Source organism: Escherichia sp. KTE172, assembly GCF_000408845.1.
GTDB classification, from domain to species: domain Bacteria; phylum Pseudomonadota; class Gammaproteobacteria; order Enterobacterales; family Enterobacteriaceae; genus Escherichia; species Escherichia coli.
Genome location: NZ_KE137316.1, coordinates 3,303,947 through 3,328,533 on the forward strand (window position 1 = coordinate 3,303,947; position 24,587 = coordinate 3,328,533).

Sequence of the window (24,587 nt, forward strand, 5' to 3'; positions counted from 1 at the left end):
TGCTGTCGGGGTAAAACCCGGCAGCGGATTGTGCTAACTCCGACGGGAGCAAATCCGTGAAAGATTTATTAAAGTTTCTGAAAGCGCAGACTAAAACCGAAGAGTTTGATGCGATCAAAATTGCTCTGGCTTCGCCAGACATGATCCGTTCATGGTCTTTCGGTGAAGTTAAAAAGCCGGAAACCATCAACTACCGTACGTTCAAACCAGAACGTGACGGCCTTTTCTGCGCCCGTATCTTTGGGCCGGTAAAAGATTACGAGTGCCTGTGCGGTAAGTACAAGCGCCTGAAACACCGTGGCGTCATCTGTGAGAAGTGCGGCGTTGAAGTGACCCAGACTAAAGTACGCCGTGAGCGTATGGGCCACATCGAACTGGCTTCCCCGACTGCGCACATCTGGTTCCTGAAATCGCTGCCGTCCCGTATCGGCCTGCTGCTCGATATGCCGCTGCGCGATATCGAACGCGTACTGTACTTTGAATCCTATGTGGTTATTGAAGGCGGTATGACCAACCTGGAGCGTCAGCAGATCCTGACTGAAGAGCAGTATCTGGACGCGCTGGAAGAGTTCGGTGACGAATTCGACGCGAAGATGGGTGCGGAAGCAATCCAGGCCCTGCTGAAGAGCATGGATCTGGAGCAAGAGTGTGAACAGCTGCGTGAAGAGCTGAACGAAACCAACTCCGAAACCAAGCGTAAAAAGCTGACCAAGCGTATCAAACTGCTGGAAGCGTTCGTTCAGTCTGGTAACAAACCAGAGTGGATGATCCTGACCGTTCTGCCGGTACTGCCGCCAGATCTGCGTCCGCTGGTTCCGCTGGATGGTGGTCGTTTCGCGACTTCTGACCTGAACGATCTGTATCGTCGCGTCATTAACCGTAACAACCGTCTGAAGCGTCTGCTGGATCTGGCTGCGCCGGACATCATCGTACGTAACGAAAAACGTATGCTGCAGGAAGCGGTTGACGCCCTGTTGGATAACGGTCGTCGCGGTCGTGCGATCACCGGTTCTAACAAACGTCCTCTGAAATCTTTGGCCGACATGATCAAAGGTAAACAGGGTCGTTTCCGTCAGAACCTGCTCGGTAAGCGTGTTGACTACTCCGGTCGTTCTGTAATCACCGTAGGTCCATACCTGCGTCTGCATCAGTGCGGTCTGCCGAAGAAAATGGCGCTGGAGCTGTTCAAACCGTTCATCTACGGCAAGCTGGAACTGCGTGGTCTTGCTACCACCATTAAAGCTGCGAAGAAAATGGTTGAGCGCGAAGAAGCTGTCGTTTGGGATATCCTGGACGAAGTTATCCGCGAACACCCGGTACTGCTGAACCGTGCACCGACTCTGCACCGCCTGGGTATCCAGGCATTTGAACCGGTACTGATCGAAGGTAAAGCTATCCAGCTGCACCCGCTGGTTTGTGCGGCATATAACGCCGACTTCGATGGTGACCAGATGGCAGTTCACGTACCGCTGACGCTGGAAGCCCAGCTGGAAGCGCGTGCGCTGATGATGTCTACCAACAACATCCTTTCCCCGGCGAACGGCGAACCAATCATCGTTCCGTCTCAGGACGTTGTACTGGGTCTGTACTACATGACCCGTGACTGTGTTAACGCCAAAGGCGAAGGCATGGTGCTGACTGGCCCGAAAGAAGCAGAACGTCTGTATCGCTCTGGTCTGGCTTCTCTGCATGCGCGCGTTAAAGTGCGTATCACCGAGTATGAAAAAGATGCTAACGGTGAATTAGTAGCGAAAACCAGCCTGAAAGACACGACTGTTGGCCGTGCCATTCTGTGGATGATTGTACCGAAAGGTCTGCCTTACTCCATCGTCAACCAGGCGCTGGGTAAAAAAGCAATCTCCAAAATGCTGAACACCTGCTACCGCATTCTCGGTCTGAAACCGACCGTTATTTTTGCGGACCAGATCATGTACACCGGCTTCGCCTATGCAGCGCGTTCTGGTGCATCTGTTGGTATCGATGACATGGTCATCCCGGAGAAGAAACACGAAATCATCTCCGAGGCAGAAGCAGAAGTTGCTGAAATTCAGGAGCAGTTCCAGTCTGGTCTGGTAACTGCGGGCGAACGCTACAACAAAGTTATCGATATCTGGGCTGCGGCGAACGATCGTGTATCCAAAGCGATGATGGATAACCTGCAAACTGAAACCGTGATTAACCGTGACGGTCAGGAAGAGAAGCAGGTTTCCTTCAACAGCATCTACATGATGGCCGACTCCGGTGCGCGTGGTTCTGCGGCACAGATTCGTCAGCTCGCTGGTATGCGTGGTCTGATGGCGAAGCCGGATGGCTCCATCATCGAAACGCCAATCACCGCGAACTTCCGTGAAGGTCTGAACGTACTCCAGTACTTCATCTCCACCCACGGTGCTCGTAAAGGTCTGGCGGATACCGCACTGAAAACTGCGAACTCCGGTTACCTGACTCGTCGTCTGGTTGACGTGGCGCAGGACCTGGTGGTTACCGAAGACGATTGTGGTACTCATGAAGGTATCATGATGACTCCGGTTATCGAAGGTGGTGACGTTAAAGAGCCGCTGCGCGATCGCGTACTGGGTCGTGTAACTGCTGAAGACGTTCTGAAGCCGGGTACTGCTGATATCCTCGTTCCGCGCAACACGCTGCTGCACGAACAGTGGTGTGACCTGCTGGAAGAGAACTCTGTCGACGCGGTTAAAGTACGTTCTGTTGTATCTTGTGACACCGACTTTGGTGTATGTGCGCACTGCTACGGTCGTGACCTGGCGCGTGGCCACATCATCAACAAAGGTGAAGCAATCGGTGTTATCGCGGCACAGTCCATCGGTGAACCGGGTACACAGCTGACCATGCGTACGTTCCACATCGGTGGTGCGGCATCTCGTGCGGCTGCTGAATCCAGCATCCAGGTGAAAAACAAAGGTAGCATCAAGCTCAGCAACGTGAAGTCGGTTGTGAACTCCAGCGGTAAACTGGTTATCACTTCCCGTAACACCGAACTGAAACTGATCGACGAATTCGGTCGTACCAAAGAAAGCTACAAAGTACCTTACGGTGCGGTACTGGCGAAAGGCGATGGCGAACAGGTTGCTGGCGGCGAAACCGTTGCAAACTGGGACCCGCACACCATGCCGGTTATCACCGAAGTAAGCGGTTTTGTACGCTTTACTGACATGATCGACGGTCAGACCATTACGCGTCAGACCGACGAATTGACCGGTCTGTCTTCGCTGGTGGTTCTGGATTCCGCAGAACGTACCGCAGGTGGTAAAGATCTGCGTCCGGCACTGAAAATCGTTGATGCTCAGGGTAACGACGTTCTGATCCCGGGTACCGATATGCCAGCGCAGTACTTCCTGCCGGGTAAAGCGATTGTTCAGCTGGAAGATGGCGTACAGATCAGCTCTGGTGACACCCTGGCGCGTATTCCGCAGGAATCCGGCGGTACCAAGGACATCACCGGTGGTCTGCCGCGCGTTGCGGACCTGTTCGAAGCACGTCGTCCGAAAGAGCCGGCAATCCTGGCTGAAATCAGCGGTATCGTTTCCTTCGGTAAAGAAACCAAAGGTAAACGTCGTCTGGTTATCACCCCGGTAGATGGTAGCGATCCGTACGAAGAGATGATTCCGAAATGGCGTCAGCTCAACGTGTTCGAAGGTGAACGTGTAGAACGTGGTGACGTAATTTCCGACGGTCCGGAAGCGCCGCACGACATTCTGCGTCTGCGTGGTGTTCATGCTGTTACTCGTTACATCGTTAACGAAGTACAGGACGTATACCGTCTGCAGGGCGTTAAGATTAACGATAAACACATCGAAGTTATCGTTCGTCAGATGCTGCGTAAAGCTACCATCGTTAACGCGGGCAGCTCCGACTTCCTGGAAGGCGAACAGGTTGAATACTCTCGCGTCAAGATCGCAAACCGCGAACTGGAAGCGAACGGCAAAGTGGGTGCAACTTACTCCCGCGATCTGCTGGGTATCACCAAAGCGTCTCTGGCAACCGAGTCCTTCATCTCCGCGGCATCGTTCCAGGAGACCACTCGCGTGCTGACCGAAGCAGCCGTTGCGGGCAAACGCGACGAACTGCGCGGCCTGAAAGAGAACGTTATCGTGGGTCGTCTGATCCCGGCTGGTACCGGTTACGCGTATCACCAGGATCGTATGCGTCGCCGTGCTGCGGGTGAAGCTCCGGCTGCACCGCAGGTGACTGCAGAAGACGCATCTGCCAGCCTGGCAGAACTGCTGAACGCAGGTCTGGGCGGTTCTGATAACGAGTAATCGTTAATCCGCAAATAACGTAAAAACCCGCTTCGGCGGGTTTTTTTTATGGGGGTAGTTTAGGGAAAGAGCATTTGTCAGAATATTTAATGAATTTCTGGATACTCATAATCAATGTAGAGATGACTAATATCCTGAAACTGACTGAACTAATTGAGTCAAGCTCGGCAAGAATTCGATACTATTCCTGTGTGACTTTCTTAAGGAACGATAATGAAACAGGAAGTGGAGAAGTGGCGACCTTTTGGACATCCGGATGGTGATATTCGTGATTTATCATTTCTTGATGCTCATCAGGCTGTCTACGTTCAGCATCATGAGGGCAAAGAGCCTTTAGAGTATCGCTTCTGGGTTACCTACTCTCTTCACTGCTTCACAAAAGATTATGAACATCAGACTAACGAAGAAAAACAATCGTTAATGTACCACGCGCCTAAAGAATCTCGTCCCTTCTGCCAGCACCGTTATAACTTAGCGCGCATACACTTAAAAAGAATCATTTTGGCGCTGCCAGAAAGCAACGTTATTCATGCTGGGTATGGTAGCTATGCCGTGATTGAAGTGGATTTAAACGGAAGAGACAAGGCATTTTACTTTGTTGCGTTCAGGGCTTTCAGGGAAAAGAAAAAACTTCGTTTGCATGTAACTAGCGCTTATCCCATTTCTGAAAAACAGAAAGGTAAATCAGTGAAATTTTTCACCATTGCCTACAACTTATTGAGAAATAAGCAGCTTCCTCAGCCCTCAAAATAACAAAACCCACCTTAAGGTGGGTTTCGCCAGAGAATTATCTCTGGTATTCAGAACGCCATTACCGGACTTTGCCTTGACCTTGCGATAATCGCAGGTTGCGGGATGTCTGAATTTCTTCAGTCTGCTGCATCCTGGAAGATGAGAACATGTGTTCTTATTTTCGTCTCTATCATAGTTGAGTATTTACTCTCTTACAATCAGATCTCTTTCATTGCTCAACAGGCGATGGCTTCAGACTTTGCATTACGGAATTTTTAAGAAAGGCAGGGCGAAACGAGGAAGAAGCTTTTCGCCCTGGACAACATTCCTGCTGACGGCACTACCATAAAAAAACACAACGCTTTCAACAACCTTGCGTTTTTCATCTTCCGTAGCGGCTCGGAATAAATTTACGTTCTTACATTCCGTCTCATGGCCTTTGCGAGGCGCGTCCCAGATAGCTGTCCCAGTCTTTCCATACCGGCTGCAAACCCTGAGCGGTTAACGCGGCAGCAACCGCTTCCGGTCTGCGATCGTCGTGTGGTGAGAACTGTTCCAGCTCGGGGTGATTGTCGGCATAGCCACCTGGCTGCGTTTTCGAGAAAGCGCTGACGTTATTAATTGCCAGCGGAATCACGCGATCGCGAAACCACGGTGATTCCCGCGTGGAGAGTGACAGTTCAATCTCCGGTGCAAGCAGCCGGAAGGCGCAGATGGTTTGCACTAACTGGCGTTCATCCATAATCGACGCAGGCTCAATGCCGCCAGTACATGGACGCAGGCGTGGGAAGGAGACAGAGTAGCGGCTTTGCCAGTAATGCTGTTGCAGCCATAGCAAATGTTCTGCAACCATATAGCAGTCAACGCGCCAGCTGTCGGAAAGGCCAATTAGCGCGCCGAGGCCTATCTTATCAATCCCCGCACGGCCCAGCCGATCCGGCGTTTCCAGCCGCCAGAAGAAGTCCTGTTTTTTGCCTTTCAGATGGTGGCGGGCATAAGTCGCCTCGTGATATGTCTCCTGATAAACCATCACGCCATCCAGACCAAGTTGCTTTAACTCGGCGTATTCCGTCTCCGCCAGCGGCTGTACTTCCATCTGTAGTGAAGAGAACTGTTCACGCAGGGCAGGGAGATGACGACGAAAGTAATCCATCCCCACTTTCGCCTGATGTTCACCAGTGACTAAAAGCAGATGTTCAAAGCCCATCTCCCGTATAGCGGCGCTTTCCCTGGCAATATCCGCTTCATCCAGCGTTTTGCGCTTGATGCGGTTGCTCATAGAGAATCCGCAGTACGTGCAGTCGTTAGCGCAAAGATTGGAAAGATAAAGCGGGACGTAGAAGCTAACAGTGTTGCCAAATCGTTGACGGGTCAGACGCTGCGCCCGTTGGGCCAGTGGTTCCAGATAGCCACTGGCGGCTGGCGATAACAGCGCCATCATATCGTCGCGGGTGAGTTGCGAGGCATTTAGCGCCCGCTCTACGTCAGCAGCCGTTTTGCTGTTGATACGCAGGCGGATGTCGTCCCAGTCCAGTTGTCGCCAGCGATCGCTGAAGGTTTTCATGCCGATGCCTCCAGAAATCCGGTCAGCGGGCTGGTGGCATGAGCAAAATGACTGCGGCTGCCCGGTCCGGACTGACGTGCCAGCAGGCCTGCTTCTACTGCCAGACGAAATGCCTTCGCCATGTTGACGGGATCGTCCGCGATGGCAATCGCCGTATTCACTAACACCGCGTCGGCCCCCATTTCCAGCGCCTGCGCGGCATGGCTGGGAACGCCGATGCCAGCGTCGACAACCACCGGAACCGTGGCTTGCTGGATAATAATCTCCAGCATGGCACGGGTTTCCAGTCCCTGATTCGAGCCAATCGGCGCGCCGAGCGGCATCACCGCTGCACAGCCGACTTCTTCCAGACGTTTACACAATACCGGATCGGCCCCGCAGTAAGGCAGCACGACAAATCCCTGTTGTACCAGCGTTTCGGCGGCTTTCAGGGTTTCGATGGGATCGGGCAACAGCCAGCGGGCGTCAGGGTGAATCTCTAATTTTAGCCAGTTTGTGCCTAATGCTTCACGTGCCAGATGGGCGGCGAAAATGGCTTCTTCCGCTGTTTTCGCCCCGGATGTATTCGGTAGCAGGGTCACACCCGCCGCGATAAGCGGTTCGAGGATAGCGTCGTTGTGCTGGCGCAAGTCGACACGTTTCATCGCCAGCGTCACCAGTTGGCTGCCGGAAGCGCGAATAGACTCCACCATCAGTTGTGATGAGGCGAATTTCCCGGTGCCGGTAAACAGATGTGAATCAAACGTTTTGTCCGCAATACGTAACATCTCAACCCCCTGCAATAACCTGAAAAAGCAGGATCTGGTCGCCATCCTGCACGATATGTTGCGCCCACTGCTCACGCGGGACGATTTGCTGATTAATCGCCAGAGCCGCGCCCGCTTGTCGTTGGTCGAGTTGCTCCAGTAGTTCGTGAACCGTTTGCCCGGCGGCGCACTGCATCGGTTGATCGTTAAACAGGATCTGCATTGCTTCCTCCGCATACCGGGCAACCTGTAGCGCGGCGCAGCGCCAGGCTGCGCCACTGGCTAGACTTACCGTCGAACAGTCGGAGTTCTCCCGCAGGCGTCTCTATACCGCTTAACAACTTAATGGCTTCCAGTGCCTGCAAAGTGCCCATAACCCCGACCACCGGGCCAACCACGCCCGCCGTGCGGCAGTTGCGTTCTGGATCCTGGGTATCTGGCCACAGGCAGCGGTAACACCCCTGCTCCCAGGGCGGCGTCAGTACCATCAACTGACCGCCAAATCCGACCGCGCTGGCGGTGATAAGCGGCGTGTTGAGTGCCACGCAGGCGGTATTAATCTCCTGACGAGTCGCCATATTGTCGGTACAGTCGAGCACCACATCGGCCCGTGCTACCGCATCTTTTAACGCCTCACCCGTTAACCGTTGTTGTAATGCTGTCAGTTGAATATCGGGATTCAACTGTGTCAGTCGCTGATGGCTGACCTGCGATTTCGGGCGATCGATATCTTCAGTGGTAAAGAGGATTTGTCGTTGCAGATTGCTTAAATGCACATCGTCGTCATCTGCCAGTACCAGCGTCCCGACGCCAGCGCCCGCCAGGTATAGCGCAGCAGGTGTACCCAGCCCGCCAAGACCAATAATCAGCACCTGGCTGTCGAGCAGTTTTTGCTGCCCGTCAAGAGCGATATCGTCGAGCAGGATTTGGCGGCTATAACGCATAAAGTCACGGTCATTCATCGCCAACTCCTGCAATTTCCAGCAACTGTGCCGTTGCCAAACGCCAGTCTGCGGCTTGAGTAATGGCGCTGACAACGGCGATACTGCCGACACCCGTCGCCATTACCGCAGGCGCGCGCGCCAGACTGATACCGCCAATCGCCACGGTGGGATAATCCGCCAGGCGCTCAACATGCCGTGCCAGCTGTTCCAGCCCCTGCGGTGCAGAAGGCATCTGTTTGGTTTGCGTCGGGAACACATGTCCCAGCGCGATATAAGAGGGGCGTGCTGCCAGCGCGACGTCGATCTCCATATCGTCATGGGTCGAAACGCCCAGTCGCAGACCTGCCGCGCGGATGGCGCTGAGATCGGTGGCTTGCAAATCTTCCTGCCCCAGATGGACGCCATACGCCTGATGCTTGATCGCCAGCCGCCAGTAATCGTTGATAAACAATCGCGCGTTATAGCGGCGGCCCAGCGTAATTGCCGCCACGACATCGGCTTCCACCTCTTCATCGCGCCGATCTTTGATGCGTAGCTGGAGAGTACGCACGCCTGCATCCAACAGACGTTCGATCCACTGTGCGCTGTCCACCACCGGGTACAGTCCTAAATGAAAGGGTACAGGAGGAAAATCAGGCTGATACATCACACTTCCTCCTTACGCAGGTAGATTTCTCCGCCTCTGGCGCGGAAGTTCTCCGACATATCCGCCATTCCCACTTCAATGGTTTGCGCGGCGGCGTAATCACGCACTTCCTGGCTGATTTTCATCGAGCAGAATTTCGGCCCACACATGGAGCAAAAATGGGCGACTTTGCCGGATTCTTGCGGCAGGGTTTCATCGTGATAAGCGCGGGCGGTAAACGGGTCGAGGGCCAGATTAAACTGGTCTTCCCAGCGAAATTCGAAGCGGGCTTTCGACATGGCGTTATCGCGAATTTGCGCGCCCGGATGCCCTTTCGCCAGGTCAGCGGCGTGGGCGGCAATCTTATAGGTGATAAGCCCCTGCTTAACATCTTCTTTATTAGGCAGACCCAGATGCTCTTTTGGCGTTACGTAACAGAGCATCGCGCAGCCAAACCAGCCAATCATCGCCGCACCAATCCCCGACGTGAAGTGGTCATAGCCCGGCGCAATATCGGTAGTTAGCGGCCCCAGAGTGTAAAACGGCGCTTCGTGGCAGTGCTCTAACTCCTCGGTCATATTGCGGCGGATCATCTGCATCGGCACGTGGCCTGGGCCTTCAATCATCACCTGTACGTCATATTCCCAGGCGATTTTGGTCAGTTCACCCAGCGTATGCAGCTCGGCAAACTGCGCTTCATCGTTGGCGTCCTGAACAGAACCGGGGCGCAGACCGTCGCCCAGCGACAGCGAAACGTCATAAGCGGCACAGATTTCACAAATTTCGCGGAAGTGTTGATAGAGGAAATTTTCCTGATGATGGGAGAGGCACCATTTCGCCATAATCGAACCGCCGCGAGAGACGATACCGGTCAGGCGTTTCGCGGTCATCGGCACATAGCGCAGCAGTACGCCCGCATGGATAGTGAAGTAATCCACACCTTGCTCGGCCTGTTCCAGCAGCGTGTCGCGGAACGCTTCCCAGGTAAGATCTTCGGCGATCCCGTTAACCTTCTCCAGCGCCTGGTAGATCGGCACTGTACCAATCGGCACTGGGCTGTTACGCAAAATCCACTCGCGGGTTTCGTGAATATAGCGACCGGTGGAGAGATCCATCACCGTATCCGCTCCCCAGCGCGTGGACCATACCAGCTTTTCCACTTCTTCTTCGATGGAAGAGGTGACCGCCGAGTTGCCGATATTGGCGTTAACTTTTACCAGGAAATTGCGACCAATAATCATCGGCTCCGATTCCGGATGATTAATGTTGGCCGGGATAATCGCGCGTCCGGCAGCAACTTCATCACGGACAAATTCCGCAGTGATATTTTCCGGCAGACGTGCGCCAAAGCTCATTCCCGGATGCTGGTGGCGTAAAACTTCGCTACGTATGCGCTCGCGGCCCATATTCTCGCGGATGGCGATGAATTCCATTTCCGGTGTGATGATGCCCTGGCGGGCGTAGTGCAGTTGGGTGACGCGGCGTCCTGCTTTGGCGCGTTTTGGCGTTAATAAGCCGCTAAAACGTAGCTCGTCGAGGCCATCATCTGCCAGTCGCGCTTTAGTGTAATCGGAACTGCGCACGGTAAGTTCTTCGGTATCGCCGCGCGCATCGATCCACGGCTGGCGTAGTTTTGCCAGTCCTTGCTGCACGTTAATGGCGATCTGCGGATCACCATACGGGCCGGAGGTGTCGTAGACCGGAATCGCTTCGTTTTCTTCAAACTGCGGCTGTTCTTTGCTACCGCCAATTAGCGTCGGGCTAAGCTGGATCTCACGCATCGGCACGCGCACGCCGGGTTGTGTGCCAGTGATATAAATGCGTTTTGAGTTGGGAAAGGCGGTGCCTTCCAGGGTGTCGATAAAATGTTGGGCCTGGGCGCGTTGTTCGCGGCGGGTCAGTTTTGTTGCAGACATAGCTCATTCCAAAAAGTTAAGGACGTGGCTTGTCAGACGACGGATGAAGCAAGAGACGATCGCCGCAAAGGCGATGCGATAGCAGATTAACTCTTGTTCCCTTCGCAGGTATTAGCCTGATCAGGTTCCGCGGATCCCGAATAAACGGTCTCAGCCAGTTAAGGCACTCCGACAAGAAATTAGCCCCACAAACGGGGCGTTGAATGTAAATTACGCGTTAACAGCACAGAACTCAAGCAGGATGTTTGACGCGGGCGGCGTCAAGCACCAGCAGAATCAGCTTATCTTCCAGCACAAAGCGCGCTTCCAGCGCCTCGCCGATGTCAGATAAAACCTGTTGAAACTCAAGGTAATTATCATGATCGATGGCGGTTTCCAGGCTGGAATCGTAGTAATCCATAATCTGTTGGGTATTGGCTTCGAGTTGCGGCCAAATCTTCGCGGCGCGCGCGAGTTGCCCGTTGCCTTCCAGCTTATGAAGAATGCGCTCATAAATACTGAAATGTCCGGCAGACAAGTAATCGACCAGGCTCTGACAAAAATCATCAAGGGCTTTTTCGTTTAGCCTCATGTACGATTCTTTGCCAGGCTTAATGCCAACCAGATTGTAGTAAGCCACGAGCAGATGCTTACGTACATGTAGCCAGCGATCAACCAGTTTGTTACTTCCTCTGACGCGCTCCGTCAGGTTATCGAGCTGGTTAAGCATGATTGACTCCGCAAGTTTGTATTCAAAAACTGCTCAGTGAGAAATGTAAAAACCATGTTAAACATGCCAGTGATGCAAAGGTAGTGCAAGAGCTATGGATCGTATAATTGAAAAATTAGATCACGGCTGGTGGGTCGTCAGCCATGAACAAAAATTATGGTTGCCGAAGGGAGAATTGCCATATGGCGAAGCGGCAAATTTCGATCTTGTGGGTCAGCGCGCACTACAAATCGGCGAATGGCAGGGGGAACCTGTTTGGTTAATACAACAGCAGCGGCGTCACGATATGGGGTCGGTACGTCAGGTCATTGATCTCGATGTTGGGCTGTTTCAACTGGCCGGACGTGGCGTGCAACTGGCGGAGTTTTACCGATCGCATAAATACTGTGGTTACTGCGGGCATGAAATGTATCCAAGCAAAACCGAATGGGCGATGCTGTGCAGCCATTGCCGTGAGCGTTACTATCCGCAAATCGCCCCCTGCATTATTGTTGCCATCCGTCGCGATGATTCGATCCTCCTCGCCCAGCATACCCGCCATCGTAACGGTGTCCATACGGTACTTGCCGGATTCGTCGAAGTGGGCGAAACCCTCGAGCAGGCGGTCGCGCGGGAAGTGATGGAAGAGAGCGGAATTAAAGTTAAAAACTTGCGTTATGTGACTTCCCAGCCGTGGCCGTTTCCTCAGTCTTTAATGACCGCGTTTATGGCGGAATATGACAGCGGCGACATCGTGATCGACCCGAAAGAATTGCTCGAGGCGAACTGGTATCGCTATGACGATTTGCCGTTACTCCCGCCGCCCGGCACCGTAGCGCGCCGTCTGATAGAAGATACGGTGGCGATGTGTCGGGCAGAGTATGAGTGATGATACACTGACCGCCTGACGCACTAAGGAACAGCCAAAATGACCGAACTTAAAAACGATCGTTATCTGCGGGCGCTGCTGCGCCAGCCCGTTGATGTCACTCCAGTATGGATGATGCGCCAGGCGGGTCGCTATCTACCGGAATATAAAGCCACGCGCGCCCAGGCGGGCGATTTTATGTCGCTGTGCAAAAACGCCGAGCTGGCGTGCGAAGTGACTTTGCAACCGCTGCGTCGCTATCCGCTGGATGCGGCGATCCTCTTTTCCGATATCCTCACCGTGCCGGACGCGATGGGGTTAGGGCTCTATTTTGAAGCCGGAGAAGGTCCGCGTTTTACCTCGCCAGTCACCTGCAAAGCCGACGTCGATAAACTGCCAATTCCGGACCCGGAAGATGAGCTGGGTTACGTGATGAACGCGGTGCGTACCATTCGTCGCGAACTGAAAGGCGAAGTGCCGCTGATTGGTTTTTCCGGCAGCCCGTGGACGCTGGCGACCTATATGGTGGAAGGCGGCAGCAGCAAAGCGTTCACCGTGATCAAAAAAATGATGTATGCCGATCCACAGGCGCTGCACGCGCTACTCGATAAACTGGCGAAAAGCGTCACTTTGTATCTGAATGCGCAGATTAAAGCCGGTGCTCAGGCAGTGATGATTTTCGACACCTGGGGCGGCGTGCTTACCGGGCGCGATTATCAACAGTTCTCGCTTTATTACATGCATAAAATTGTTGATGGTTTACTGCGTGAAAACGACGGTCGCCGCGTACCGGTCACGCTGTTTACCAAAGGCGGCGGACAGTGGCTGGAAGCCATGGCAGAAACCGGTTGCGATGCGCTGGGCCTCGACTGGACAACGGATATCGCCGATGCACGCCGCCGCGTGGGCAATAAAGTCGCGTTGCAGGGTAATATGGATCCGTCGATGCTGTACGCGCCGCCAGCCCGCATTGAAGAAGAAGTAGCGACTATACTTGCAGGTTTCGGTCACGGCGAAGGTCATGTCTTTAACCTTGGTCACGGCATTCATCAGGATGTGCCGCCAGAACATGCTGGCGTATTTGTGGAGGCAGTGCATCGCTTGTCTGAACAATATCACCGCTAAGGAGCGATTATGGATCTCGCGTCATTACGCGCTCAACAAATTGAACTGGCTTCTTCTGTGATCCGCGAGGATCGACTCGATAAAGATCCGCCGGATCTGATCGCCGGAGCCGATGTCGGATTTGAGCAGGGCGGAGAAGTGACGCGAGCGGCGATGGTGCTGCTGAAATACCCCTCGCTTGAGCTGGTGGAGTATAAAGTGGCCCGCATCGCCACCACCATGCCTTACATTCCAGGTTTTCTCTCGTTCCGCGAATATCCTGCGCTGCTGGCAGCGTGGGAGATGCTGTCGCAAAAGCCGGATTTAGTGTTTGTCGATGGTCACGGGATCTCGCATCCTCGCCGTCTTGGCGTCGCCAGCCATTTTGGTTTGCTGGTGGATGTGCCGACCATTGGCGTAGCGAAAAAACGGCTCTGCGGTAAATTCGAACCGCTCTCCAGCGAACCGGGCGCGCTGGCCCCACTGATGGATAAAGGCGAGCAGCTGGCATGGGTCTGGCGCAGCAAAGCGCGCTGTAACCCGTTGTTTATCGCTACCGGTCATCGGGTCAGCGTGGACAGCGCGCTGGCGTGGGTACAACGCTGCATGAAAGGCTATCGTCTGCCGGAGCCAACGCGCTGGGCGGACGCGGTGGCCTCGGAACGTCCGGCGTTCGTGCGCTATACAGCAAATCAGCCCTAATTCAGGTAAACTGCGGATAATTTCCGTATTTGAGAACTCAACATGTTACAAAACCCAATTCATCTGCGTCTGGAGCGCCTGGAAAGCTGGCAGCACGTCACTTTTATGGCCTGCTTATGCGAACGCATGTACCCCAATTACGCCGTATTCTGTCAGCAAACTGGTTTTGGTGATGGGCAGATTTACCGCCGCATTCTCGATCTCATCTGGGAAACGCTGACCGTCAAAGACGCAAAAGTAAATTTCGACAGCCAACTGGAGAAATTTGAAGAAGCGATTCCTTCAGCCGACGATTTCGATCTGTACGGCGTTTATCCGGCAATCGATGCATGCGTGGCGTTAAGTGAACTGGTCCATTCGCGTTTGAGTGGTGAAACGCTCGAACACGCGGTGGAAGTGAGTAAGACCTCCATCACGACCGTTGCGATGCTGGAAATGACTCAGGCTGGTCGCGAAATGAGCGATGAAGAGCTCAAAGAAAACCCAGCTGTAGAGCAAGAATGGGACATTCAGTGGGAAATATTCCGACTTTTAGCTGAGTGCGAAGAACGCGATATCGAGCTGATAAAAGGCCTTAGGGCAGACCTGCGTGAGGCGGGTGAGAGCAATATTGGTATAATTTTTCAGCAATAAGACCAGAAAACGTGATTTAACGCCTGATTTGTCGTACCTGGAGTCTTCCCTTTCGCCCCCCGTCTGGTCTACATTTGGGGGGCGAAAAAAAGTGGCTATCGGTGCGTGTATGCAGGAGAGTGCTATTCTGGCATTTCCGTCGCACTCGATGCTTAGCAAGCGATAAACACATTGTAAGGATAACTTATGAACAAGACTCAACTGATTGATGTAATTGCAGAGAAAGCAGAACTGTCCAAAACCCAGGCTAAAGCTGCTCTGGAGTCCACTCTGGCCGCAATTACTGAGTCTCTGAAAGAAGGCGATGCTGTACAACTGGTTGGTTTCGGTACCTTCAAAGTGAACCACCGCGCTGAGCGTACTGGCCGCAACCCGCAGACCGGTAAAGAAATCAAAATTGCCGCAGCTAACGTACCGGCATTTGTTTCTGGCAAGGCACTGAAAGACGCAGTTAAGTAAGATTGCGTGGCAGTGAACAGTTTTAACGAAGGGGTGGTTTCACCCCTTTTGTCTTTCTGGCGTCGATCATTGATGCTGGCTGGCGCTCTGTTTCTCACTGCCTGTAGCCACAACTCTTCACTTCCTCCCTTTACCGCCAGTGGATTTGCTGAAGACCAGGGCGCGGTACGTATCTGGCGAAAAGACAGCGGCGATAATGTGCATCTGCTTGCCGTGTTTAGCCCGTGGCGCAGTGGCGATACCACGACGCGAGAGTATCGCTGGCAGGGCGATAACCTTACGCTCATCAATATCAATGTTTACAGCAAACCGCCGGTGAACATTCGCGCGCGTTTTGACGATCGCGGCGATCTGAGCTTTATGCAACGTGAATCCGATGGGGAAAAGCAGCAGCTTTCTAACGACCAAATCGATTTATACCGTTATCGTGCTGATCAGATCCGCCAGATTAGCGATGCCTTACGTCAGGGGAGAGTCGTGCTGCGCCAGGGGCGCTGGCATGCGATGGAGCAGACTGTGACCACCTGCGAAGGGCAAACCATTAAACCTGATTTAGATTCGCAGGCGATAGCGCATATCGAGCGCCGCCAGAGCCGCTCTTCTGTTGATGTCAGCGTGGCATGGCTGGAAGCGCCCGAAGGTTCGCAATTACTGTTAGTGGCAAACTCTGATTTCTGTCGCTGGCAACCCAACGAGAAAACGTTCTGATTTACCAGTGGCCCATACCCATATGACCGCCACCACCGCAGCCGCCGTAACCCATTCCGGTACCGCGCGGAATACCCGTTTCAGCCATCGCAATATCTCGTTTCACCCGTAACTCATCTAACGACTGACGCAAATTCTCCATCTCTTTGGCGACCGCGTTAATTTTGCTGCTATCCGGTGGGTTCGCGGCTAACAGGACATTGTATTCATAACGCTTCGTCACCAGTTGCTGTTGCAGTGCGCTGCTTTGAGCGTAAAAGTCATTATGGATTTTCTGCCACGCTGTCTGTTGTTCGCTGGTCAAAGGCGCGGCATTTTGCTGCCACATACCGTGTCCGCCGTGAGCAAATGCAGATGTCGATCCCATCGCCATTGCTGAAAGCGCCATCATTACCAGGGCAATTTTCGTGTTCCGTTTCATGGTTAATCCTCCAGTGGTTGTCTTACTTCGGGTATTGCATCTTCCGTGCCAACGACGAAACGCTGATATGACGGGCAATCTGACGTAATAGGCGAGTAAAAATGACTCGCCTGCTGCGGGTAGCGAGTCATTTTTACTCATTGAAACTTAAGCCTTTGTGTTACAGCGCAGGGTAAGCGCTGATAAAAGATGGCATGATTTCTGCTGTCAGAAAGGGATGAGCAGGCAAAGAAGAAGATGCGTTTTATGCAACGTTCTAAAGACTCCTTAGCTAAATGGTTAAGCGCGATCCTCCCCGTGGTCATTGTTGGGCTGGTGGGGCTGTTTGCGGTGACAGTGATTCGCGATTATGGGCGCGAGACTGCCGCCGCCAGACAAACGCTGCTGGAAAAAGGCAGTGTACTTATCCGTGCTCTCGAATCCGGCTCGCGCGTCGGCATGGGGATGCGCATGCATCATGCGCAGCAGCAGGCATTACTGGAAGAAATGGCCGGGCAACCTGGTGTACGTTGGTTTGCGGTCACGGATGAACAAGGAACAATCGTGATGCATAGCAACTCCGGCATGGTGGGAAAACAGCTTTATTCCCCGCAGGAAATGCAGCAGTTACATCCGGGAGATGAAGAAGCGTGGCGGCGGATCGATAGCGCAGACGGCGAGCCTGTTCTGGAAATTTATCGCCAGTTTCAACCGATGTTTGCTGCTGGAATGCACCGGATGCGCCATATGCAGCAGTATGCCGCGACACCACAAGCAATTTTTATCGCTTTCGACGCCAGTAACATTGTGAGTGCTGAGGATCGTGAGCAGAGAAACACCCTGATTATCCTCTTCGCCCTGGCGACGGTCTTGCTGGCAAGCGTGTTGTCATTCTTCTGGTATCGCCGCTATCTGCGCTCGCGCCAGCTTCTACAGGATGAGATGAAGCGCAAAGAGAAGCTGGTGGCGCTGGGGCATCTGGCGGCAGGCGTCGCCCACGAAATCCGTAACCCACTTTCCTCGATTAAAGGGCTGGCGAAATACTTTGCCGAACGTGCGCCAGCAGGGGGAGAAGCGCATCAACTGGCGCAGGTGATGGCGAAAGAAGCCGACCGTTTAAACCGCGTGGTAAGCGAGTTGCTGGAACTGGTCAAGCCAACGCATCTGGCTTTGCAGGCGGTGGATCTCAACACGCTGATTAACCACTCATTACAGCTGGTAAGCCAGGATGCAAACAGCCGGGAGATCCAGTTACGCTTTACCGCCAACGACGCGTTGCCGGAAATTCAGGCCGACCCGGACAGGCTGACTCAGGTCCTGTTGAATCTCTATCTCAATGCTATTCAGGCGATTGGTCAGCATGGCGTGATTAGCGTGACGGCCAGCGAAAGCGGCGCGGGCGTGAAAATCAGCGTTACCGACAGCGGTAAGGGAATTGCGGCAGATCAGCTTGATGCCATCTTCACTCCGTACTTCACCACTAAAGCCGAAGGCACCGGACTGGGGCTGGCGGTCGTGCATAATATTGTTGAACAACACGGTGGTACAATTCAGGTCGCAAGCCAGGAGGGAAAAGGCGCAACGTTCACCCTCTGGCTTCCGGTCACTATTACGCGTAAGGACCCACAAGGATGACGCACGATAATATCGATATTCTGGTGGTGGATGATGACATTAGCCACTGCACTATTTTGCAGGCTTTGCTGCGCGGCTGGGGCTATAACGTCGCGTTGGCGAACAGCGGGCGACAGGCGCTGGAGCAGGTGCGGGAACAGGTTTTTGATCTTGTGCTTTGCGATGTGCGAATGGCAGAGATGGACGGCATCGCCACGCTCAAAGAGATCAAAGCGTTAAATCCGGCAATTCCGGTACTGATTATGACCGCGTACTCCAGCGTCGAGACGGCGGTAGAGGCGTTGAAAACCGGGGCGCTGGATTATCTCATCAAGCCGCTGGATTTCGATAACCTGCAGGCGACGCTGGAAAAGGCGCTCGCACATACGCACAGTGTTGACGCTGAAACGCCTGCGGTGTCTGCCAGCCAGTTCGGTATGGTCGGTAAAAGCCCGGCGATGCAACACCTGCTCAGTGAAATCGCCCTCGTCGCGCCATCGGAAGCCACGGTGCTGATCCACGGCGATTCCGGCACCGGTAAAGAGCTGGTCGCCAGGGCGATTCACGCCAGTAGCGCACGGAGTGAAAAACCACTGGTAACGCTCAACTGTGCGGCACTCAACGAATCCTTGCTGGAATCTGAATTGTTCGGTCACGAAAAAGGGGCGTTTACCGGAGCCGACAAACGGCGGGAAGGGCGCTTTGTTGAGGCGGACGGCGGCACGCTGTTTCTCGATGAAATTGGCGATATCTCGCCGATGATGCAGGTTCGTCTGCTGCGTGCGATTCAGGAGCGCGAAGTTCAGCGTGTCGGCAGCAACCAGACCATCTCGGTTGATGTCCGGCTGATTGCCGCGACCCATCGCGATCTTGCCGCAGAGGTGAATGCCGGGCGTTTTCGCCAGGATCTCTACTATCGCCTGAACGTGGTGGCGATTGAAGTACCGTCGCTGCGTCAGCGGCGGGAAGATATTCCTCTGCTGGCTGACCATTTTCTTCAGCGCTTTGCCGAGCGTAATCGCAAGGCGGTAAAAGGTTTTACGCCCCAGGCGATGGATCTGCTGATTCACTACGACTGGCCGGGAAATATTCGTGAACTGGAAAACGCGGTGGAACGGGCGGTGGTGCTGCTGACCGGGGAATATATTTCCGAACGCGAGCTGCCGCTGGCGATTGCGAGTACGCCGATCCCGCTGGTACAAAGTCAGGATATTCAGCCGCTGGTGGAAGTCGAAAAAGAGGTGATTCTTGCGGCACTGGAGAAAACGGGCGGCAACAAAACCGAAGCCGCCCGTCAGTTAGGGATCACGCGCAAAACGCTGTTGGCAAAACTGTCGCGTTAGTTCTGCTCGCGTTCGATAGCGCGCCAGCCGATATCTTTCCGGCAGAAGCAGTCGTCCCAATGGATATCGGTCATTAAGGCATAAGCGCGTTTCTGCGCTTCTGCCACGGTATGACCCAGCGCGGTGACGCACAGTACGCGCCCGCCGCTGGTTACCACCTGCTCGTCATCCGTCAGTTTTGTGCCCGCGTGGAACACTTTGCCGCCTGCCACTTCTTCCAGCGGCAGGCCGTGGATCACATCACCGGTGCGATAATCACCCGGATACCCGCCCGCAGCCATTACCACGCCGAGAGAAGCACGTTCATCCCACTCGGACGTTTTCTCGTCCAGCTTGCCTTCACAGGCCGCCAGGCAAAGCTCAACCAGATCGGACTTCATGCGCAGCATAATCGGCTGGGTTTCTGGATCGCCAAAGCGGCAGTTAAATTCGATAACCTTCGGATTGCCCTGTTTGTCGATCATCAGGCCCGCGTAGAGAAAACCGGTGTAGGTGTTGCCTTCTGCCGCCATGCCTTTCACGGTTGGCCAGATGATTCGTTCCATCGTGCGCTGATGAACCTCATCGGTCACTACTGGCGCAGGGGAGTAAGCGCCCATCCCGCCGGTGTTTGGCCCGGTATCTTTATCGCCTACGCGTTTGTGATCCTGGCTGGTGGCCATCGGCAGCACATGCTCACCGTCCACCATCACGATAAAGCTCGCTTCTTCGCCGTCGAGGAACTCTTCGATAACGATGCGATGCCCCGCGTCGCCAAAAGCGTTGCCTGCCAGCATATCGTGAACAGCCGCTTCCGCTTCTTCCTGCGTCATCGCCACGATAACGCCTTTCCCGGCAGCCAGACCGTCAGCTTTAATGACGATTGGCGCGCCTTTCTCACGCAGATACGCCAGCGCAGGTTCTACCTCGGTGAAGTTCTGGTATTCCGCCGTAGGGATCTGATGGCGGGCCAGGAAATCCTTGGTAAACGCTTTCGAGCCTTCCAGCTGCGCGGCACCTGCGGTTGGGCCGAAGATTTTCAGCCCGGCGGCACGGAAGGTATCCACCACGCCTTTCACCAGCGGCGCTTCCGGGCCGACGATGGTTAGATCGATCTTTTCGTTTTGCGCGAAATCCAGCAGCGCCGGGATATCGGTTACGCCGATAGCGACGTTTTGCAGTGTGGGTTCCAGCGCAGTGCCTGCATTACCCGGAGCAACAAAAACAGTTTCAACCAGCGGCGACTGGGCCGCTTTCCAGGCCAGCGCGTGCTCGCGCCCGCCGTTACCAATCACTAATACTTTCATCTATTGCTCCATTAATGGCGGAAGTGGCGCATGTCGGTGAAGAGCATTGCAATACCGTGTTCATCGGCGGCGGCAATCACTTCGTCATCACGGATAGAACCGCCAGGCTGGATTACGCAGGTCACGCCCGCAGCGGCGGCGGCATCAATACCGTCGCGGAACGGGAAGAACGCGTCAGAAGCCATCGAGGAACCTTTGACTTCCAGACCTTCATCGGCCGCTTTAATACCGGCGATTTTTGCGGAGTACACGCGGCTCATCTGGCCCGCGCCAATGCCGATGGTCATATTGTTTTTGGCATAGACGATGGCGTTGGATTTCACGAACTTCGCCACCTTCCAGCAGAACAGCGCATCACGCAGCTCTTGTTCAGTCGGCTGACGTTTGGTGACGACGCGCAGTTCTTCCGCACCGACCATCCCCAGGTCACGATCCTGAACCAGCAGACCGCCGTTCACGCGTTTGAAATCAAGACCCGGAACACGCTCGCCCCACTGACCGCAGGTCAGAACGCGTACGTTCTGTTTGGCGGCGGTGATTTTCAGGGCTTCTTCGCTGGCGGACGGCGCAATAATCACTTCAACAAACTGACGAGAAATGATGGCCTGCGCGGTTTCCGCATCCAGCTCGCGGTTAAAGGCGATAATGCCGCCGAATGCGGAGGTCGGGTCGGTTTTGTACGCGCGATCGTAAGCATCAAGAATGGAATTGCCGATAGCCACGCCGCAAGGGTTGGCGTGCTTCACAATCACACATGCCGGCTCGGCGAACTCTTTCACGCACTCCAGCGCCGCATCGGTATCGGCGATGTTGTTATAAGAGAGGGCTTTACCCTGAACCTGGGTTGCGGTAGCAACGGAGGCTTCTTTCACATTCTCTTCTATATAGAAGGCAGCTTGCTGGTGGCTGTTCTCGCCGTAACGCATATCCTGCTTCTTAATGAAGTTCAGGTTCAGCGTGCGCGGGAAGCGACCGGCGGCTTCTTTGCTTTCACCGTGGTAAGCCGGAACCATGCTGCCGAAGTAGTTGGCAATCATGCTGTCGTAGGCGGCAGTGTGTTCGAAGGCTTTGATGGCGAGGTCGAAACGGGTTGCAAGCGTCAGCGATCCTTCGTTGGCATCCATCTCTTTAATAATGGCGTCGTAGTCGCTGCTCTTCACCACGATGGCGACATCTTTATGGTTCTTGGCGGCGGAGCGCACCATCGTTGGGCCGCCGATATCGATGTTCTCAACCGCATCTTCCAGCGAGCAGCCTTCACGGGCAACGGTCTGGGCGAACGGATACAGGTTAACAACCACCATATCGATAGGCTGGATCTGATGTTCTTCCATAATGGCATCGTCCTGGCCGCGACGGCCCAGAATGCCACCATGTACTTTCGGATGCAGGGTCTTCACGCGTCCATCCATCATCTCCGGGAAACCGGTGTAATCGGAAACTTCGGTTACCGGCAGACCTTTTTCTGCTAACAGACGGGCAGTGCCCCCTGTAGACAGCAGCTCCACACCGCGTGCGGAAAGTGCCTGGGCGAATTCGACGATACCGGCTTTGTCAGAAACACTGAGCAGAGCGCGGCGGACTGGACGACGTTGTTGCATGGTAAATCCCCTGGATTTGACTATTACAGAGAGCGTTAGCTGAATTTTTCGCGAAAAACTCAGCTAACGCCCCTAACGGGGCATCCTTATTTTTCGCCCGCATTGTAACGAAAACGTTTGCGCAACGCTCGCGAATTTTTCTCTTTCAATGGTGATCACAATTTTGACAGTGTTTACCGTGGGAAAAATACAGAAATTACATTGATGATTGTGGATAACTCTGTGCGTAAAAAGGTATAAAGCGGGGTTTTGCTGGGGAATGCAGCAGTCAGTCATTTTTCTGCAATTTTTCTATTGCGGCCTGCGGAGAACTCCCTATAATGCGCCTCCATCGACACGGCGGATGTGAATCACTTCACACAAACAGCCGGTTCGGTTGAAGAGAAAAATCCTGAAATTCAGGGTTGACTCTGAAAGAGGAAAGCGTAATATACGCCACCTCGCGACAGTGAGCTGAAAGCCGCGTCGCAACTGCTCTTTAACAATTTATCAGACAATCTGTGTGGGCACTCGAAGATACGGATTCTTAACGTCGCAAGACGAAAAATGAATACCAAGTCTCAAGAGTGAACACGTAATTCATTACGAAGTTTAATTCTTTGAGCATCAAACTTTTAAATTGAAGAGTTTGATCATGGCTCAGATTGAACGCTGGCGGCAGGCCTAACACATGCAAGTCGAACGGTAACAGAAATAAGCTTGCTGCTTTGCTGACGAGTGGCGGACGGGTGAGTAATGTCTGGGAAACTGCCTGATGGAGGGGGATAACTACTGGAAACGGTAGCTAATACCGCATAACGTCGCAAGACCAAAGAGGGGGACCTTCGGGCCTCTTGCCATCGGATGTGCCCAGATGGGATTAGCTAGTAGGTGGGGTAACGGCTCACCTAGGCGACGATCCCTAGCTGGTCTGAGAGGATGACCAGCCACACTGGAACTGAGACACGGTCCAGACTCCTACGGGAGGCAGCAGTGGGGAATATTGCACAATGGGCGCAAGCCTGATGCAGCCATGCCGCGTGTATGAAGAAGGCCTTCGGGTTGTAAAGTACTTTCAGCGGGGAGGAAGGGAGTAAAGTTAATACCTTTGCTCATTGACGTTACCCGCAGAAGAAGCACCGGCTAACTCCGTGCCAGCAGCCGCGGTAATACGGAGGGTGCAAGCGTTAATCGGAATTACTGGGCGTAAAGCGCACGCAGGCGGTTTGTTAAGTCAGATGTGAAATCCCCGGGCTCAACCTGGGAACTGCATCTGATACTGGCAAGCTTGAGTCTCGTAGAGGGGGGTAGAATTCCAGGTGTAGCGGTGAAATGCGTAGAGATCTGGAGGAATACCGGTGGCGAAGGCGGCCCCCTGGACGAAGACTGACGCTCAGGTGCGAAAGCGTGGGGAGCAAACAGGATTAGATACCCTGGTAGTCCACGCCGTAAACGATGTCGACTTGGAGGTTGTGCCCTTGAGGCGTGGCTTCCGGAGCTAACGCGTTAAGTCGACCGCCTGGGGAGTACGGCCGCAAGGTTAAAACTCAAATGAATTGACGGGGGCCCGCACAAGCGGTGGAGCATGTGGTTTAATTCGATGCAACGCGAAGAACCTTACCTGGTCTTGACATCCACGGAAGTTTTCAGAGATGAGAATGTGCCTTCGGGAACCGTGAGACAGGTGCTGCATGGCTGTCGTCAGCTCGTGTTGTGAAATGTTGGGTTAAGTCCCGCAACGAGCGCAACCCTTATCCTTTGTTGCCAGCGGTCCGGCCGGGAACTCAAAGGAGACTGCCAGTGATAAACTGGAGGAAGGTGGGGATGACGTCAAGTCATCATGGCCCTTACGACCAGGGCTACACACGTGCTACAATGGCGCATACAAAGAGAAGCGAACTCGCGAGAGCAAGCGGACCTCATAAAGTGCGTCGTAGTCCGGATTGGAGTCTGCAACTCGACTCCATGAAGTCGGAATCGCTAGTAATCGTGGATCAGAATGCCACGGTGAATACGTTCCCGGGCCTTGTACACACCGCCCGTCACACCATGGGAGTGGGTTGCAAAAGAAGTAGGTAGCTTAACCTTCGGGAGGGCGCTTACCACTTTGTGATTCATGACTGGGGTGAAGTCGTAACAAGGTAACCGTAGGGGAACCTGCGGTTGGATCACCTCCTTACCTTAAAGAACTGTGCTTTGCAGTGCTCACACAGATTGTCTGATAGAAAGTGAAAAGCAAGGCGTCTTGCGAAGCAGACTGATACGTCCCCTTCGTCTAGAGGCCCAGGACACCGCCCTTTCACGGCGGTAACAGGGGTTCGAATCCCCTAGGGGACGCCACTTGCTGGTTTGTGAGTGAAAGTCACCTGCCTTAATATCTCAAAACTCATCTTCG

General features: G+C 53.9%; 20 protein-coding genes, 1 tRNA gene, 1 rRNA gene and 1 riboswitch. Of the genes, 12 read left to right on the top strand and 10 right to left on the bottom strand.

What is annotated here, in order from left to right; translation table 11 throughout:
• Nucleotides 1–56: 56 nt before the first annotated feature.
• The gene (gene rpoC / locus G434_RS08355) at nt 57–4,280 is read left to right on the top strand and encodes a DNA-directed RNA polymerase subunit beta' (protein WP_000653944.1); all 4,224 of its coding nucleotides are present in this window, start codon (nt 57–59) and stop codon (nt 4,278–4,280) included.
• A gap of 213 nt (nt 4,281–4,493) precedes the next feature.
• On the top strand, nt 4,494–5,033 hold the full coding sequence (locus G434_RS08350; RefSeq protein ID WP_001309899.1) for a heat-shock protein C: 540 nt from the start codon (nt 4,494–4,496) through the stop codon (nt 5,031–5,033).
• Nucleotides 5,034–5,442: 409 nt separating this feature from the next.
• On the opposite strand, the gene thiH is transcribed toward G434_RS08350, so the two are convergent.
• The 7 genes from thiH to rsd form a co-directional block, all read right to left on the bottom strand.
• Nucleotides 5,443–6,576 carry a 2-iminoacetate synthase ThiH gene (thiH, locus tag G434_RS08345; RefSeq protein ID WP_000847474.1) on the bottom strand — a complete coding sequence of 378 codons (1,134 nt, stop codon included), beginning with the start codon at nt 6,574–6,576 and terminating at the stop codon, nt 5,443–5,445.
• Nucleotides 6,573–7,343 (bottom strand): thiazole synthase, encoded by a 771-nt coding sequence (thiG, locus tag G434_RS08340; RefSeq protein ID WP_000944114.1) that lies wholly within the window; start codon nt 7,341–7,343, stop codon nt 6,573–6,575. The genes thiH and thiG overlap by 4 nt, the downstream gene beginning before the upstream one ends.
• Nucleotide 7,344: 1 nt before the next feature.
• On the bottom strand, nt 7,345–7,545 hold the full coding sequence (thiS, locus tag G434_RS08335; RefSeq protein ID WP_001166230.1) for a sulfur carrier protein ThiS: 201 nt from the start codon (nt 7,543–7,545) through the stop codon (nt 7,345–7,347).
• A complete protein-coding gene (gene thiF / locus G434_RS08330) occupies nt 7,529–8,284 on the bottom strand; it encodes a thiazole biosynthesis adenylyltransferase ThiF (RefSeq protein WP_000999730.1) in 756 nt (251 codons plus the stop codon). Before thiF ends, thiS begins: the two co-directional genes overlap by 17 nt.
• The gene (gene thiE / locus G434_RS08325; RefSeq protein ID WP_000284582.1) at nt 8,277–8,912 is read right to left on the bottom strand and encodes a thiamine phosphate synthase; all 636 of its coding nucleotides are present in this window, start codon (nt 8,910–8,912) and stop codon (nt 8,277–8,279) included. Before thiE ends, thiF begins: the two co-directional genes overlap by 8 nt.
• Complete coding sequence (gene thiC / locus G434_RS08320) at nt 8,912–10,807, bottom strand: phosphomethylpyrimidine synthase ThiC (RefSeq protein WP_001276897.1); 1,896 nt, start codon at nt 10,805–10,807, stop codon at nt 8,912–8,914. The genes thiE and thiC overlap by 1 nt, the downstream gene beginning before the upstream one ends.
• An 80-nt stretch (nt 10,808–10,887) precedes the next feature.
• A riboswitch (TPP riboswitch) is annotated at nt 10,888–10,988 on the bottom strand.
• 51 nt (nt 10,989–11,039) lie between these two features.
• Nucleotides 11,040–11,516 (bottom strand): sigma D regulator, encoded by a 477-nt coding sequence (gene rsd / locus G434_RS08315; protein ID WP_000934302.1) that lies wholly within the window; start codon nt 11,514–11,516, stop codon nt 11,040–11,042.
• A gap of 94 nt (nt 11,517–11,610) precedes the next feature.
• Between rsd and nudC the strand changes: the two genes are divergently transcribed.
• From nudC to G434_RS08285, 6 genes are all read left to right on the top strand, one after another.
• Nucleotides 11,611–12,384: an NAD(+) diphosphatase gene (gene nudC / locus G434_RS08310; protein ID WP_000373929.1), complete on the top strand. Its 774-nt coding sequence runs from the start codon at nt 11,611–11,613 to the stop codon at nt 12,382–12,384.
• 39 nt (nt 12,385–12,423) lie between these two features.
• Nucleotides 12,424–13,488 carry a uroporphyrinogen decarboxylase gene (gene hemE, locus G434_RS08305; RefSeq protein ID WP_000137657.1) on the top strand — a complete coding sequence of 355 codons (1,065 nt, stop codon included), beginning with the start codon at nt 12,424–12,426 and terminating at the stop codon, nt 13,486–13,488.
• A 9-nt stretch (nt 13,489–13,497) separates the two neighbouring features.
• Nucleotides 13,498–14,169, top strand: coding sequence for a deoxyribonuclease V (nfi, locus tag G434_RS08300; protein WP_000362388.1), 672 nt, complete (start codon nt 13,498–13,500; stop codon nt 14,167–14,169).
• Nucleotides 14,170–14,211: 42 nt separating this feature from the next.
• Nucleotides 14,212–14,802 (top strand): YjaG family protein, encoded by a 591-nt coding sequence (locus G434_RS08295; RefSeq protein ID WP_000941119.1) that lies wholly within the window; start codon nt 14,212–14,214, stop codon nt 14,800–14,802.
• 186 nt (nt 14,803–14,988) lie between these two features.
• Nucleotides 14,989–15,261, top strand: coding sequence for a nucleoid-associated protein HU-alpha (gene hupA / locus G434_RS08290; protein WP_001044513.1), 273 nt, complete (start codon nt 14,989–14,991; stop codon nt 15,259–15,261).
• 12 nt (nt 15,262–15,273) lie between these two features.
• On the top strand, nt 15,274–15,969 hold the full coding sequence (locus tag G434_RS08285) for a DUF1481 domain-containing protein (protein WP_001300651.1): 696 nt from the start codon (nt 15,274–15,276) through the stop codon (nt 15,967–15,969).
• A 1-nt stretch (nt 15,970) separates the two neighbouring features.
• Here the strand turns inward: G434_RS08285 and zraP are convergent, their stop codons facing one another.
• A complete protein-coding gene (zraP, locus tag G434_RS08280; RefSeq protein ID WP_001309900.1) occupies nt 15,971–16,390 on the bottom strand; it encodes a zinc resistance sensor/chaperone ZraP in 420 nt (139 codons plus the stop codon).
• A 237-nt stretch (nt 16,391–16,627) separates the two neighbouring features.
• Here zraP and zraS point away from each other — a divergent pair, with 237 nt between their 5' ends.
• Nucleotides 16,628–18,004 carry a two-component system sensor histidine kinase ZraS gene (gene zraS / locus G434_RS08275; protein WP_001211912.1) on the top strand — a complete coding sequence of 459 codons (1,377 nt, stop codon included), beginning with the start codon at nt 16,628–16,630 and terminating at the stop codon, nt 18,002–18,004.
• The gene (gene zraR, locus G434_RS08270) at nt 18,001–19,326 is read left to right on the top strand and encodes a sigma-54-dependent response regulator transcription factor ZraR (protein WP_000148522.1); all 1,326 of its coding nucleotides are present in this window, start codon (nt 18,001–18,003) and stop codon (nt 19,324–19,326) included. Before zraS ends, zraR begins: the two co-directional genes overlap by 4 nt.
• Here zraR and purD read toward each other — a convergent pair.
• Together purD and purH are read right to left on the bottom strand one after the other, a co-directional pair.
• Nucleotides 19,323–20,612 carry a phosphoribosylamine--glycine ligase gene (gene purD, locus G434_RS08265; RefSeq protein ID WP_000866856.1) on the bottom strand — a complete coding sequence of 430 codons (1,290 nt, stop codon included), beginning with the start codon at nt 20,610–20,612 and terminating at the stop codon, nt 19,323–19,325. The genes zraR and purD overlap by 4 nt on opposite strands.
• A gap of 11 nt (nt 20,613–20,623) precedes the next feature.
• Nucleotides 20,624–22,213, bottom strand: a complete 1,590-nt coding sequence (purH, locus tag G434_RS08260; protein ID WP_001187551.1) for a bifunctional phosphoribosylaminoimidazolecarboxamide formyltransferase/IMP cyclohydrolase — start codon at nt 22,211–22,213, stop codon at nt 20,624–20,626.
• Between the two features lie 616 nt (nt 22,214–22,829).
• Between purH and G434_RS08255 the strand changes: the two genes are divergently transcribed.
• Nucleotides 22,830–24,371 (top strand): 16S ribosomal RNA (locus tag G434_RS08255).
• Nucleotides 24,372–24,456: 85 nt separating this feature from the next.
• Nucleotides 24,457–24,532, top strand: a tRNA-Glu gene (locus tag G434_RS08250).
• Nucleotides 24,533–24,587: the final 55 nt, after the last annotated feature.